The sequence below is a fragment of the Sorangium sp. So ce385 genome (genome assembly GCF_051474135.1).
In the GTDB taxonomy this organism is placed as follows: Bacteria; Myxococcota_A; Polyangia; order Polyangiales; family Polyangiaceae; genus Sorangium; species Sorangium cellulosum_D.
Genome location: NZ_CP150337.1, coordinates 6,164,185 through 6,178,082 on the forward strand (window position 1 = coordinate 6,164,185; position 13,898 = coordinate 6,178,082).

A 13,898-nucleotide genomic window follows, 5' to 3' on the forward strand; every position below is an offset into this window, starting at 1 on the left:
CCCGGGCGGGCGGCCCCGGGGCCGGCGCGGCGCGCTCCTCAGGATTCCGGGGCGAGAAAAGGGCTCTCCTCGCCGGGCCATCCGTGCAACACCTCGCGCGCCGCGGCCCGCGCGCCGGCCGCGGCAGCGGACGCGCACAGCGCTTGGAGGTGCCCAGTGAAACGCAGTGAAGCTCCGGCCCGCGCCGACGTCGTCATCGTCGGCGCCGGCCACAACGGTCTCGTCGCCGCCGTCCTCCTCGCCCGCCGCGGGCTCGACGTCGTGGTGCTCGAGGAGAAGGACGCCGTGGGCGGCGCCGTGAAGACCGAGCGCCCCTTCAAAAAGGCGCCGTCCCTGGGCGTCTCGAGCGGCGCCTACCTGCTCGGGCTCGCCCCGCCCGAGCTGCTCCGCGAGGTCGGCGTCTCGCTCCCCCTCCGGCGGCGCGATCCGCACTATTTCCTCCCGACGACCGACCGGCGCTACCTGCTCTTCGGCTCGGATCAGGCCGCGATGAAGCGGCAGTTCCTCGAGTTCTTCTCCCAGGAGGACTGGGACGCGAACACCGCCCTCCAGGCCGAGCTCGCCGCGCTCCGGGACGACATCGCCCCGACCTGGCTCGAGGAGCCGCTCTCCATCGAGGAGACCGCGGAGCGCTACGTGCGGCCCGCCCTCCGGCAGACGTTCGTGGCGCTCTGCCGGGGCACGATCTCGGACTACCTCGCGCGGTTCCCCTGGAAGAGCGATCTCCTCCAGGCGATGTACGCCGCGACCGACGCCTTCTCGGGGCTCGCGGGCGGCTTCGACACGCCCGGCACCGGGATGAACTTCCTCGTCCACAACATGTGCCGCCTCCCGGGCGGGGACGGGACCTGGATGATCGTCGAGGGCGGCATGGGCACGGTCACCCGCCTCTTCGCCGAGAAGGCGCGGGCCGAGGGCGCCACGATCGTCACCGGCGCCCGCGTCGCGCAGATCGAGTCGTCCGGGGGCGCCGTCTCCGGGGTGCTCCTCGAGGACGGCGCGCGCATCGCCGCCCGGGCGGTCGTCTCGAACGCCGATCCGTTCCGCACCCGGGCGCTGGCCGGCGGCGCGGCGATCGGGGCGGCGCTGTCGGCGCGGCTCGACGCGCTCGCGAAGGACGGCTCCACGCTCAAGGTCAACATGGCGCTGACCGGCCTGCCCCGGTTCACCTGCCTCCCGGAGGACCGCGGGCAGTTCGGGCCGACCATCCACCTCCTGCCGGACGAGGGCGTCGTGATGGACGCGCTGCGCCAGGCCCACCGCGACGCGATGAGCGGGCGTCTCCCCGAGTTCCCCGCGATTGAGTGGTACTTCCACACGCCGATCGACCCGAGCCTGCGCGACGCGGAGGGGCACCACAACGCCGCGCTCTTCGTGCAGTGGGTGCCCTACGCGCTCGCGAGCGGCGAGACGTGGGACCAGGCCGCCCCGCGCTACGTGAAGCACCTCCTCTCGATCTGCGACCGGTTCGCGCCGGGGATGAGCGATCTCGTGCTGGAGACGTTCACGCTGGCGCCGCCGGACATCGAGCGGCACTTCGGGATCACGCGGGGGCACATCCACCACATCGACAACGGCTTCGGCTTCGCCGATCGCGTGCCCTACCGGTTCGGGCTCGCCGGGCTCTACTCGTGCAGCGCCGGCACGCACCCGGCCGGGTCGGTGATCGGCGCGGCGGGGCACAACGCCGCCAAGGCCGCGCTCGCCGACCTCGGCAAGTGACCCTTCCCGCCCTGTCGGGAGGATGGAGCCGCCAAGGCGCCATGAGACGCCAGGAGTGTCGTGATGTTCTTGGCGTCCTTGGCGCCTTGACGGTTCCCCGAGACCCCACCTTCCGCCGGAGCACCCCAAGGCCGAGCTCGCGCTCGCGTGCGTGACGTGGCGCGCCCGGCGCCCGGCGCTACCCGCCGGCGCCCAGCCCGCCAGCGCCGCCCAGCCCGCCAGTGCCCAGGCCCCCGCCGGTGCCCAGGTCGCCGCCCGTGCCCAGGTCGCCGCCCGTGCCCAGGTCGCCGCCGGTGCCCAGGTCGCCGCCCGTGCCCAGGTCGCCGCCCGTGCCGAGCTCCCCGCCGGCCCCGAGCCCACCTGCGCCCAGCCCGCCGGCACCGCCCAGCCCGCCGGCGCCCTGGTCGCCGGGCCCCGTTCCGTCGGAGCTCCGCCCGCCGGCGCCCTGCGCGCCGGCCCCTGACGCGGGGCCGCCGTTGCCGCTGTTCTGCCCGCCAGGAGGCGTCGTGGGCGGCGCCGAGGGCGGGCTCGGGGGCGGGAGGTCCGACGGCGATGGATCGTTGATGCACGCGGCGCCGATGAGCGCCGACAGGAGCAAAGGCAGCCGCAGGAGCCGGCGCCGCAGGGGCATGGAAGACATCGAAAGCATCGTTGCACCGTGCCTTTCTGGTCGGGTTTCCGGACACATGGAGCGAAGGCGGTCGCATGCCCAGTGTCCCGGCGCTCGAGGCGCTCCTCCGCCGCGCGACGTCGCTGCAGCGGGGGCGGCCTGTGGCGCCGGCTGCCCACCGCGGCGCACCTCGCGGCACGGCCCCGGACGGGCGATCAGCTGGCCGCGCGCACGATGCGTCCCTGCGTCGTCACCACCGCGCGCTCGCCGGGCGCGCCCACGTCCACGCCGACGGCGACCCGCGCGCCGGGCCACACCACGCACCCGCGCAGCGCCCCGGCCCCCTCGACCCGCGCCCCCGCGCCGACGATGCTGCCGGTCACGTCCACGCCCTCGGCCACCGACGCCCCCGGGCCGACGTAGCTCGGCAGGCCGCGCTGCGCGAGCCAGCGCGCGCTCGCCGCGAGATAAGCGGCGAGCGTGCCGATGTCGTGCCACACGGCGGGCGCCGCGAACGTCGCGAGCGGCCGCCCCTCGCGCAGCCACGGCAGGTACACGTCCCCGACCATGCAGCCGCGCGGCGGCAGCCGGCGCCGGAGCGCCTCGCCGACCACCTGCACGCCCACGAAATCGCCGCCCGCGACCTCGTCGCCGAAGCGCTCGCCGCGCAGCCGGACCACCTCGCCCCGGCCGCCGACGCCCACCGTCCCCTCTCCGACCGGCCGCGGCGCCACCGCGAGCGTCGCGACCGCGCTGAGCTCGCCGTGCGCCGCGCGGAGCGCCGCCACATCGAGGTCGATGAGGATGTCGCCGTTCCAGAGGACCACGTCGCCGTCGCCGAGCGCGCCCGCCGCGTTCGCGAGGCCCCCCGCGGTGCCGAACGGCTCCGGCTCGTGCAGGACCTCGACCGGCAGCGGGAACGCCGCGAGCAGGTCGCGCGTGAAGCGCTCCGCGAGGTGGGACTTGTTCAGCGCGGCGCGCCGGACGCCGCCCGCGGCGAGCTGCCCGGCGATGTGCGCGACGAGCGGGCGATCGCCGAGCCACAGGAGCGGCTTCGGCAGCTCGTCGGTGAGCGGGCGGAGCCGGGTCCCGAGCCCCGCCGCCAGGATCATGGCAGAGGCCATGCGCCGGAGGATCGCCCCCTCCGCGAGGAACGTCCAAGAAATCGAGGGGGCGACCGCGGATAGCTCCGTGCGTGCATCGACGAGCGTCGGACGGAGCTCGGCTCCGAGTCACGTGGCAGGGCTGGGACCGATCCGCGCGACGCTCGTGGTCGCCGCGGTCGTGGCGCCCGAGCGGTTCCGCATCAAGCAGCAGTTTTGGAGCTAACGCGGTCTGGGGCTGGTCACCAACTTATTTGGTCGAAGCCGCTGAGCTATCCTAGAAGCGCCCGTACGAAAAATCCCGATCGGCCTGTATGGACAAGCCCTAAAAACTCGTCGTCGCACGTCTGCGTGCGAGCGGCCGAGCTACGCCGGGATACACACCGCCGAAGACATTCAGGTCGCCCCGCGTCGCCCCTATCGACGACGCACGAGAGAAGTCAGCGAACATGCAACCTTTCACGCTGCCCGACTTCTACATGCCGTATCCGGCGCGCATCAATCCGCACCTCGAAGGTGCGCGCGCGCATACCAAGGGCTGGTCCTATGAGATGGGTATCCTGGAGGAGACCCCGCAAGGAAAACCCATCTGGACCGAGAGCGACCTCGACGCGCACGACTACGCGCTGCTCTGCGCGTACACCCACCCCGACGCGCCCGCGCCCGAGCTCAATCTGATCACGGATTGGTATGTCTGGGTGTTCTTCTTCGACGATCATTTCCTCGAAATCTACAAGCGCACCAGGGACATGCGCGGCGCGAAGGCGTACCTCGATCGCCTGCCGCTCTTCATGCCCGTCGTGCCCACGGGGACGCCGCCGGAGCCGACGAACGTGGTCGAGCGCGCGCTCGCGGACCTCTGGGCGCGGACCGTCCCGCTCACCTCGGTCCACTGGCGCGCGCGTTTCCTCGAGGCGACGAAGAACCTGCTGCTCGAATGCATGTGGGAGCTCGCCAACATCCAGGAGAACCGCGTCGCGAACCCGGTCGAATACATCGAGATGCGCCGCAAGGTCGGCGGCGCGCCCTGGTCCGCGGGCCTCGTCGAGCTCGCCGTGGGCGCCGAGGTCCCGGCCGCCGTCGCCGCGACGCGCCCCCTCGAGGTCCTGCGCGACACGTTCTCGGACGGCGTCCACCTGCGCAATGACCTGTTCTCGTACCAGCGGGAGGTCGAGGACGAAGGGGAAAACGCCAACTGCGTGCTCGTCCTCGAGCGTTTCCTCGGCGTCCCGACGCAAAAAGCAGCCGATTTGACGAACGAGATCCTGACGTCGCGGCTCCAGCAGTTCGAGAACACGGCGCTCGTCGAGGTGCCGGCGCTCTGCGTGGAGTACGGGCTGACGCCGGCCCAAACCCTCGACGTCGCCAAGTATGTGAAGGGGCTGCAGGATTGGCAGTCCGGCGGCCACGAATGGCACATGCGATCGAGCCGCTACATGAACGAAAACGCGGACAAATCCGCGAGCGCCCCCGATTTCCTCGGGGCGCCGACGGGGCTCGGCACCTCGGCGTTCCGGATCAGGCTCACCCCCGGCGCCCTGGGTTTGCAGCGGCTCAAGACCCTCACCCACGCCCCGTTCCGGCCCGTGGGCAGGATGCCGCTCCCGAAGATCTACATGCCATTCAAGCTCCGCTTGAGCCCACACCTGCCCGCGGCGCGCCGGAACACCCTCGAGTGGGCCCGCAAGTTCGCGATGCTCGACGTGGTGCCGGGCGTCTTCGGCTCCGGGATCTGGGACGAGCGCAGGTTCATCGGCTTCGATTTTCCCATCTGCGCCGCGGGGATTCACCCGGACGCGTCCCCGCACGAGCTCGATCTGAGCTCGGGTTGGCTGACTTGGGGGACGTACGGCGACGATTACTTCCCGCTGGTGTTCGGCGCGACGCGGGACATGGCGGGCGCGAAACGGTTCAACGCGCGGCTCTCGATGTTCATGCCCCTCGACTGCGCGGGCGCCCCGGCGCCCGAGAACCCGGTGGAGAGCGGCCTGCTGGATCTCTGGATCCGCACAGCTTCCCCCATGTCGATGAGGTCGCGGCAGACGCTCCGCCGCAGCATCGAGAACATGACCGGGAGCTGGCTCTGGGAGCTCCTGAACCAGACCCAGAACCGGATCCCGGATCCGGTCGATTACGTCGAGATGCGCCGCAAGACGTTCGGCGCCGATCTCACGATGGGCCTGTCCAAGCTCACGCTCGGCGACGTGGTCCCGGCCGAGGTCTTCCGCACGCGGACGATGCGAGGGCTCGACAACACCACCGCCGACGTGGGCGGGTGGATCAACGATCTCTATTCGTACCGCAAGGAGATCGAGTTCGAGGGCGAGCTCAGCAACCTCGTGCTGGTCGTCGAGCGGTTCCTCGAATGCGACGCGCAGCGGGCCAAGGAGGTCGTCAATGACCTGATCACGGCGCGTGTGCTGGAGTTCGAGCACATCGTCGCGACCGAGCTGCCCCGCATCCTCGATGAATTCGACCTCGACAAGGCGGCCCGCGAGGCCGTGCTCGGATACGTCGAGAAGCAACGATCGTACATGGCTGGCGTCCTCAACTGGCACGTCGCGACGAGCCGGTACGTGGACGCGGAGCTCGAGCGCCACCCGATCGAACGGGCGATCGAGGGCGCGCGTGGGTTTGGCGCCTCTGCGGCGCGTATCAGCAGCTTCTTCGGCGCCGGAAAAGCCGGTGCCGCGGCTCCTGCTGCGAAGGCGGATCTTTCGATGGGTACGGCCCGGTCCGTGCCGGCGAAGCACGGGCGGTCCTAACCGTCCGGGAAAGAGGGACTCATGTCTATCTCAGGGAATTTGGGTTCGATCGATCAGCAGCAGACCAGCCTCGCGACGGCGGCCGCGAGGCAGCTCGCCACGACGACCAAGTCGGCGCCGCAGATGCAGGGCATCTCGTCGCGGTGGCTGCTCAAGCTCCTGCCGTGGGTGCACGTCAACGGCGTATACCGCGTGAACCGCCGCCTGAGCTATGCGGTGGGCGACGGGCGCGTGACGTTCACGAGCACCGGCGCGAAGATCCACGTCATCCCGCAGGAGCTCTGTGAGCTGCCGCTCCTCCGCGGTTACGAGGACGTCGAGGTCCTCACCGCGCTGGCGAACCGCTTCGTGCAGCGTGAATACAAGCCCGGCGACGTCATCTCCGAGCGCGGCAAGGAGGCCGATCACATCTGCCTCATCGCGCACGGCAAGATCAACAAGATCGGCGCGGGCAAGTACGGCGATGAGACGGTGCTCGCGGTCCTCGCGGACGGCGATCATTACAGCTACCAGGCGCTCCTGGAGACGCAGGATTACTGGACGTTCACGGCCAAGGCCGTCACGGCGGTCACGGTGCTGACGCTCCAGCAGAACGTCTTCGAGGAGCTCGTCGCCCAGTACCCGTCGCTGAAGCAGCACCTCGAGAACTTCAAGGCGCTCGCGACGAAGAAGCAGGACAACACGGGCGAGGCGGCGATCGAAATCGCGGCGGGCCACTCCGGCGAGCCCGTCCTCCCCGGCACGTTCGTCGATTACGATACCTCGCCCCGCGAGTACGAGCTCAGCGTGGCGCAGACCGTGCTCCAGATCCACACGCGCGTCGCGGATCTGTTCAATGAGCCGATGAACCAGACGGAGCACCAGCTCCGCCTGACCATCGAGGCCCTGAAGGAGACCCAGGAGCACGAGCTCATCAACAACCGCGAGTTCGGCCTCCTGCACAACGCCGACCTGAAGCAGCGCATCCACACCCACAGCGGCCCCCCGACGCCGAACGACATGGACGAGCTCCTCGCCAGGGTCTGGAGGGAGCCGTCGTTCTTCCTCGCGCCCCCGCGCGCCATTGCGGCGTTCGGCCAGGAGTGCAGCCGCCTCGGCATCTATCCGCAGAGCGTCGAGGTGAACGGCAACCACGTCCCGGCGTGGCGCGGCGTGCCGATCTTCCCGTGCAACAAGATCCCGATCTCGGAGACGCGGACGACCTCGATCCTGCTCGTGCGCGCGGGCGAGAAGAACCAGGGCGTCATCGGCCTGCACCACGCCGGCATTCCGGACGAGGTCGAGCCGAGCCTCAACGTGCGCTTCATGGGGATCAACGAGAAGGCCATCATGTCGTACCTCGTCAGCCTCTATTACTCGGCGGCCGTGCTGGTCCCCGACGCGCTCGGCGTCCTGGAGAGCGTCGAGATCGGACGCGCCTACGAATGAGCCGCGAGCGGTAGGCGCTCCGCGTGTGCCCCGCACAAACGCGGGGGATACGCGGAGCGCTCTGCTCTCCGAAGCGCGCAGAAGGAAAGGCACATCATGGCAAACGCCGAAACACCTGGGATGGGGAACGAGGTAGAGCGTTCGAGCCTCGGGACGCTGGGGGCGCGAAAGCTCGCGACGACGACCAAGTCGCATCCGCAGATGCAGGGGATCACGTCCCGGTGGCTCTTGCGGGTCTTGCCCTGGATCGAGGTCACGGGCGGCACGTATCGCGTGAACCGCCGCCTGAGTTATGCCATCGGCGACGGGCGGTTGAGCTTCGGCAACATCGGGGCGAACGTGCAGGTGATCCCGCAGGAGCTCTGCGAATTGCCGCTCTTGCAAGGCTTCTCGGACGACGCCGTGCTCGACGCCCTGGCGAGCCGGTTCATCCAGCGGGAGTACAAGCCCGGCGCGCTGATCGCCGAGCGCGGAAAACCCGCGGAGACGATCTTCCTGCTCGCGCACGGGAAGGCCCAGAAGCTCGGCGCCGGCAAGTACGGCGCCGACACGATCCTCGACGTCCTCGCGGACGGGGACCATTTCGGGGATCAGTCCGTCATCGAATCGAACGACGTCTGGACGTATTCGGTCAAGGCCGTCACGCCGTGCATCGTCCTCGAGCTGCCGCAGCGCGCCTTCGAGGAGCTGATCTCGCGATCCCCGGCGCTCCGCGCGCACGTCGAGTCGCTCAAGGAGCGGCTGAAGAAGCCGCAGGACAAGCTCGGACAGGCGGCGATCGCGATCACCGCGGGTCACAAGGGCGAGCGCGCGCTCCCGGGGACGTTCGTCGATTATGAGGCCGCGCCGCGTGAATACGAGCTCAGCGTCGCGCAGACGGTCCTCCGGCTCCACACGCGCGTCTCGGATCTCTTCAACGATCCGATGGATCAGCTCCAGGAGCAGCTCCGCCTGACCGTCGAGGCCCTGCGCGAGCGGCAGGAGCACGAGCTCATCAACAACCGCGACTTCGGCCTCCTGCACAACGCCGACCTGAAGCAGCGCCTCCATCCCCGGAGCGGCCGCCCGACGCCCGACGACATGGACGAGCTCCTCTGCCGGCGCCGCAAGTCGCAGTTCTTCCTGGCGCACCCGCGCACGATCGCCGCCTTCCACCGGGAGTGCAGTCGCCGCGGCGTCTACCCGACCAGCGTCGTGCTCTCCGGCACGAGAGTCACGGCGTGGCGCGGCGTCCCGATCCTGCCTTGCGACAAGATCCCGATCAACGGGGACGACACGAGCTCCATTCTCGTCATGCGCACGGGGCAGGAGCATCAGGGCGTCATCGGACTCCACCGCACGGGCCTCCCCGAGGAGATCGAGCCCGGTGTCTCGGCCCGCAAGATGGAGACCGACCCGAAGGCCATCAGCTCGTACCTCGTGAGCACGTACTACTCCGCCGCTGTGCTGGTGCCCGACGCTCTCGGCGTCCTTGAGAACGTCCAGATCGGGCGGTAGGCTCGTCAGCCTCGATGACGCTGCATCTCGACCTGCTCCTCCACAACCTCGTCGCGCTGTGCATCGCGATCGTGGTGCTCCTGCTCCTCTCGGAGCTCGTGGTCAGGCTGATTCATCGGGGCTACGCTTTCGTCTTGCGCTCGCCGACGCTGGAGCACGTCACGGCGGACGAGCGCAAGTCGTTCCGGCGTCGCGTCCGTCGCCGCGCGCTCGTCTGGGTCGCGCTCGTCGGGGCCGTGCTCATGGGCGGCGCGGCGTTCGCCATGGTTCGCGGAATTCGCGCCCTCGACGTGGTGAAGAGCGCGCTCGTCGGGCTCGTCGGAGACGAGCCTGCGCTCGCCAAGATGCGGTTGCTCACCGCGCTCGGCATCGTCGTCGGCGCGCTCTTCGTCGACGCCCTCGCCCGGGGGCTCGCCGACGCGCTGGGAAAGGCGGTCGCGCGCTCGGACTGGCTGGAGAAGCGGCGCGAGCCGGTCGCAGAGGTCACGATACGCCTGCGCAAGGCGCTCCGCGTGGTCGTCCTCGGCGCCGCCGCGGTCGTCCTCACCGAGAAGCTCGCGCTCGGGCCGGGGCCCCAGCGCGCCGTATTGCTCGCCAGCTACACGCTGGGCGCGTTTTACGTGAGCCGCCTCGCGACGGGGATCGGATACCTCCTCCTCGACGTCATCTTCGACAACTCCACGAGGCTCGCCCGCGTCGAGAGCCCGCTCAGGTACCTCGGGAACCTGTCGCACCTGCTCGGGATCACGAAGCGCGTCGTCGATTATTGCGTGTACATCACGGCGGCGACGTGGGTCGCGGACGCGCTCACACCCGACACGTGGCTCTCGCAGGCGGGGCGGGTCGGGCTCCGGATCATCGCGATCGTTTATGCGAGCCGGGTCCTCGTCGAGATCTGCGTGCTCCTCATCAACGACCTCTTCCTCGGGAAGGTGGCGGAGGAGAACCCCCAGACGCTCCAGCAGCGAAAAACCCTGGTCCCTGTGGCCATGGGCTTCGTGCGGTACGCGATTTACTTCTCGGCTCTCGTGCTGGGCCTGCGCGAGGCGTCCGTCGATCCCACGCCGCTGCTCGCCGGCGCCGGCGTCATCGGCGTGGCCATCGGCTTCGGCGCGCAGACGTTCGTGGGCGACATCGTGGCCGGCTTCTTCATCCTCTTCGAGAACCTGCTCCTCGTCGGGGATCTCGTCGAAATCGGCGGCATCCAGGGGCGCGTGGAGGAGATCGGCGTTCGTATCACGAAGATCCGCGACGAGACCGGCGTGCTCCATTCGATCCCGAACGGCGAGGTGCGCAAGGTCGCGAACCATTCGCGAACCTACGTGAACGCGGTGGTCGACGTGCACGTGCCTTACGAGGAGGACGTTCAGCGGGTGCGTGAGCTCCTCGCGAGGGTCGCCGAGAAGGAGGTCGAACTGCAGACGGGCGCTCCGGGGCAGGTGGACGTCGGCGTGGAGGAGCTCAACGAGGGATCGATCGTCCTGCGTATCAGCGCGCGCGTGCCGCCCGGCAAGAACAAGGAAGTGAACGACGCGCTGCGCGGCCGCGTCGTGGAGGAGCTCTGCAAAGCTCAGGTCAGCGCGCCGCGCCCGCGCCGAGCCGTCCTCATCGACAGCACGCTTTCCGTCAAGAACCCGCCGAGGCGAGAAATCGAGGAATCCGCGCCCGTCATGCCTTTCTCGCCCGCGAACGACGACTGACGAGCGGTTCGTCTCGCGTGGTCGGGCTCATCCCGAGCATGAGCCGCGGGGATCCCGCCGGGCGCTCACTCGCCCCGCTCGAGGAGGTCCCGCGTCGCGCGCTCGAGCAGATCGTGCGCGGTCGTGTCGTCCTCCTCGAGGTGGGCGACGCCGATCCGGAGGGTCATCCGGAAGGGCATCGACGGGATGCGCCGGAACCGGTGCTGGCGCACCTTCTCGCCGAGCACCTTCGCGAACGCGGACGCCCGCGTCCGGCCGATCCCGGGGCGGACGATCGCGAGGAGATCGCGGCGGTACCGCCCGAGCAGCCCGCCCTCGGGCACGTAGACGCGGACCACGCGCGCGAGGTCGTTGAGGATGCGGTCGACCGCCGCCCGCCCGTGGTTCTCCTCGACCTCCTGGAGGCCGTCCACGCCGAGCAGCAGCAGGGACAGCCGCCGGGGCCGCTGCTCCCGGGCGCGCTGGACCTCCTTCTTGAGGAAGGCCCGGAGCCGCTCCTCGTGGACGACCTCGGCGAGATCCTCGTCGCGGTGCCGCGCGTCGCCCGCGAGCTTCAGCGCGGCGTCCTGAGGCTTCGGCCCGGGATCGGGCTCGACGGCGCGGGCGCGCCGGTCGTCGAAATCGAGGCTGCGGCGCGACTCGGGCTCGACGGCGCGGGCGCGCCGGTCGTCGAAATCGAGGCTGCGGCGCGACTCGGGCTCGACGGCGCGGGCGCGCCGGTCGTCGAGATCGAGGCTGCGGCGCGACGACGGCGGCGGGCCCGTGGGCGGAACCGGCGTGGGGGGCGGGCTCGACGGCGCGGACGCGCCGAGGGCCTCGGCCATCTGGGTGACGGCCGTGGTGGCGCGATCGAACCGGTCCCTCGGATCGATCGCGGTCGCCTGCTGGAACCAGGCGTCGAAGGCGGGCGGCAGCCGCGCGCTGCGGCGCCGCGCGGCGCGGGCGCTCGCGGGCTCGGGCAGCCCCGCCGCCATCCGCTGGAGGAGCGCGAAGACCGAGGGCAGGACGTTGGCCTCGGTCAGCCAGTAGGGGCTGCCCACGAGCAGCGTGAAGGCCACGTGCGCCAGCGCGTGGATGTCGGCCTTCGGCCCGACGGCGCCGTCGCCGCGGATCTGCTCGGGCGCCATGTAGAGCGGCGTCCCGAGGATCGCGGTGCGGTCCGCCATGCTGCTCTGCGCCGCGATCTTCGCCAGGCCGAAATCGAGGACCTTGACGCACGGGGAGCCGTCGTCCCGCCGCGTCAAGAAGAGGTTCGCCGGCTTGAGGTCGCGATGGACGATCGCCGCCGCGTGCATCTTGTCGAGCGCCCGCGCGACCTGGGAGAGGTAGAGCACCACCTCCGCCGGCGGCAGCGGGCCGCGGCGCGCCGACAGGCTCGCGAGCTCCTCGCCCTGGAGCAGGTCCATGACGAGGAAGGGCATCCCGGAGTCGGCGTCGATGCCGGCGTCGGAGACCGGGACGATGTGATCGCTCTCGATCGCGCCGGTGATCTTGGCTTCCTGGGCGAACCGGGCGCGCATGCCGGGGTCCTGGATGGAGCCCGGGAGCATCACCTTGAGCGCGCGGCGGCGGTCGGTGACCTCGTCGACGACCTCGTACACCGCCCCCATCCCGCCCGCCTTGATCGAGCGGACCACGCGGTATCGCGCGTGGAAAAGCGTGTCGGGTCGGAGCTGCGCGAGGCTCGGCGGATCCATCGGGAGATCGAGGCCACAGGAGCATAGATCGGACGGGGCCCGGGCCGGGCACCGTTCGCGACGAGCGCGGCGCCGCGCCGCGGCCGTCGTCGCGGAGGCGCTCGCGGAGGCGCGGCCCTCGTCGCGGAGACGCGGCGCTCGTCGCCGGGGCGCGGGGGCCCGGCGCTGCGGCCGAGTCGGCTCGGTTGAGCCCTGTTTGCGCCCTGTTTGCGCCCTGATTGCGCCCTGATTGCGCCATGGACGCGAGCCGGCGTGCGGGCGGCGGCGCCGTCGCGGGCACGGCGGTCGCGCTCCCTGCGGGGTGGTGGGCGGCGGAAAACTCGACGCCCCCGGCGGCCACGTGGTAGCTCGGCCGGGTGGGTTCGTCTGCGCTCGCCGTCCTCTCCGCCGCGAGGCGGAGCTCCGCAACGTGGGTCGCGGCCGTGTCGCTCGGCCTCGGGGCCGTGACCCTCGCCATCCAGAGCTGCGGCACCGCCGCCGTGGGCATCGACGCCTGCCGGCAGATCGAGACGGCCCGGTGCGAGGCCGCCGCCGCGTGCCCGGCGTGGGTCGGCTCGGCCGATGCCGACGAGAAGGTCGACGCCTGCGTCGAGTTCGTCTGGGACCAGTGCCTCCACGGCATCGAGAACGCCGGCACCGAAGACAACCCCGCGCCGGAGCCGACGGCAAGCCAGATCCAGGCCTGCGTCGATGCCATCGGCGCGACGCGCAAGTGCGCCGCCGACAACGTCGCTTCCATGGCGGAGTGCTCCGCTGCGCCGCCCGCGGACGGCGCCGATGGCGCGCTCAGCCCGTGCGAGGTGATCACCGAGCGAGCTCATGCGCTGAAGGCCTGCGCGTTCGTGGTCAGGCCGCCCGACGCGGGCGGCGGCGCGGGCGATGGCGGCGGCGGAAGCGCCGGCGCTGGCGGTGAAGGCGGGGGGAACGGCGGCGGCGGAGGCGCCGGCGCCGATGGTGAAGGCGGCGGCGGTGGCGCCGGCGGTGCGAGTGACGGCGGCAGTGGAGGCGCCGGCGCTGGCGGTGACGGCGGCGGAGGCGCCGGCGGTGCCAGTGACGGCGCTGGCGGCACTCCTGATCCCTAGTTCTTCGGGCCCACGACGCGCGTCTCGCTCGATCCGCTCCGCAAGCCGCCCATCTCAACGCTCGAATGGGCCCACTCGGCCCCCGAGTCGCACAATTCAAGCGTTGAAACGCCCCACTCGGCCGCCGAGTCGCACAATTCCAGCCTTGAAAAGGCCCACTCGGCCGCCGAGTCGCCCATCTCAACGCTTGAAATGGCCCGCTCGGTCCCCGAGTCGCCCGTCTCAACGCTTGCCTCAAGCCTTGCAACGGCCGGCGCCCTCCCCGCGCGGGGCGGGCCGCGTTTCATGTGGCGC

At 70.9% G+C, this 13,898-nt stretch carries 9 protein-coding genes; 6 read left to right on the forward strand and 3 right to left on the reverse strand.

The window, feature by feature from the left end; genetic code table 11:
- The first annotated feature begins 156 nt into the window (after positions 1-156).
- Positions 157-1,722, forward strand: a complete 1,566-nt coding sequence (locus tag WME83_RS22420) for a phytoene desaturase family protein (protein ID WP_437321327.1) — start codon at positions 157-159, stop codon at positions 1,720-1,722.
- A gap of 178 nt (positions 1,723-1,900) precedes the next feature.
- Here the strand turns inward: WME83_RS22420 and WME83_RS22425 are convergent, their stop codons facing one another.
- Both WME83_RS22425 and WME83_RS22430 read right to left on the reverse strand, forming a co-directional pair.
- Positions 1,901-2,362, reverse strand: a complete 462-nt coding sequence (locus WME83_RS22425; protein ID WP_437321328.1) for a hypothetical protein — start codon at positions 2,360-2,362, stop codon at positions 1,901-1,903.
- A gap of 185 nt (positions 2,363-2,547) precedes the next feature.
- A complete protein-coding gene (locus WME83_RS22430) occupies positions 2,548-3,456 on the reverse strand; it encodes a sugar phosphate nucleotidyltransferase (RefSeq protein WP_437321329.1) in 909 nt (302 codons plus the stop codon).
- Between the two features lie 428 nt (positions 3,457-3,884).
- Here WME83_RS22430 and WME83_RS22435 point away from each other — a divergent pair, with 428 nt between their 5' ends.
- From WME83_RS22435 to WME83_RS22450, 4 genes are all read left to right on the forward strand, one after another.
- A complete protein-coding gene (locus WME83_RS22435; RefSeq protein ID WP_437321330.1) occupies positions 3,885-6,200 on the forward strand; it encodes a family 2 encapsulin nanocompartment cargo protein terpene cyclase in 2,316 nt (771 codons plus the stop codon).
- Positions 6,201-6,221: 21 nt separating this feature from the next.
- Positions 6,222-7,628: a family 2B encapsulin nanocompartment shell protein gene (locus WME83_RS22440; protein ID WP_437321331.1), complete on the forward strand. Its 1,407-nt coding sequence runs from the start codon at positions 6,222-6,224 to the stop codon at positions 7,626-7,628.
- A 96-nt stretch (positions 7,629-7,724) separates the two neighbouring features.
- The gene (locus WME83_RS22445; protein WP_437321332.1) at positions 7,725-9,125 is read left to right on the forward strand and encodes a family 2B encapsulin nanocompartment shell protein; all 1,401 of its coding nucleotides are present in this window, start codon (positions 7,725-7,727) and stop codon (positions 9,123-9,125) included.
- Between the two features lie 14 nt (positions 9,126-9,139).
- Positions 9,140-10,825 carry a mechanosensitive ion channel family protein gene (locus WME83_RS22450; protein WP_437321333.1) on the forward strand — a complete coding sequence of 562 codons (1,686 nt, stop codon included), beginning with the start codon at positions 9,140-9,142 and terminating at the stop codon, positions 10,823-10,825.
- A gap of 65 nt (positions 10,826-10,890) precedes the next feature.
- On the opposite strand, the gene WME83_RS22455 is transcribed toward WME83_RS22450, so the two are convergent.
- The gene (locus WME83_RS22455; protein WP_437321334.1) at positions 10,891-12,522 is read right to left on the reverse strand and encodes a protein kinase domain-containing protein; all 1,632 of its coding nucleotides are present in this window, start codon (positions 12,520-12,522) and stop codon (positions 10,891-10,893) included.
- Positions 12,523-12,878: 356 nt separating this feature from the next.
- On the opposite strand from WME83_RS22455, the gene WME83_RS22460 reads away from it, so the two are divergent.
- On the forward strand, positions 12,879-13,604 hold the full coding sequence (locus tag WME83_RS22460; RefSeq protein ID WP_437321335.1) for a hypothetical protein: 726 nt from the start codon (positions 12,879-12,881) through the stop codon (positions 13,602-13,604).
- Positions 13,605-13,898 lie beyond the last annotated feature (294 nt).

Coding starts and splice junctions, on each gene's coding strand:
- WME83_RS22445 (WP_437321332.1), top strand. CDS start 7,725: ATGGCAAACGCCGAAACACCTGGGATGGGGAACGAGGTAGAGCGTTCG.
- WME83_RS22425 (WP_437321328.1), bottom strand. CDS start 2,362: ATGTCTTCCATGCCCCTGCGGCGCCGGCTCCTGCGGCTGCCTTTGCTC.
- WME83_RS22440 (WP_437321331.1), top strand. CDS start 6,222: ATGTCTATCTCAGGGAATTTGGGTTCGATCGATCAGCAGCAGACCAGC.
- WME83_RS22430 (WP_437321329.1), bottom strand. CDS start 3,456: ATGGCCTCTGCCATGATCCTGGCGGCGGGGCTCGGGACCCGGCTCCGC.
- WME83_RS22455 (WP_437321334.1), bottom strand. CDS start 12,522: ATGGATCCGCCGAGCCTCGCGCAGCTCCGACCCGACACGCTTTTCCAC.
- WME83_RS22435 (WP_437321330.1), top strand. CDS start 3,885: ATGCAACCTTTCACGCTGCCCGACTTCTACATGCCGTATCCGGCGCGC.
- WME83_RS22450 (WP_437321333.1), top strand. CDS start 9,140: ATGACGCTGCATCTCGACCTGCTCCTCCACAACCTCGTCGCGCTGTGC.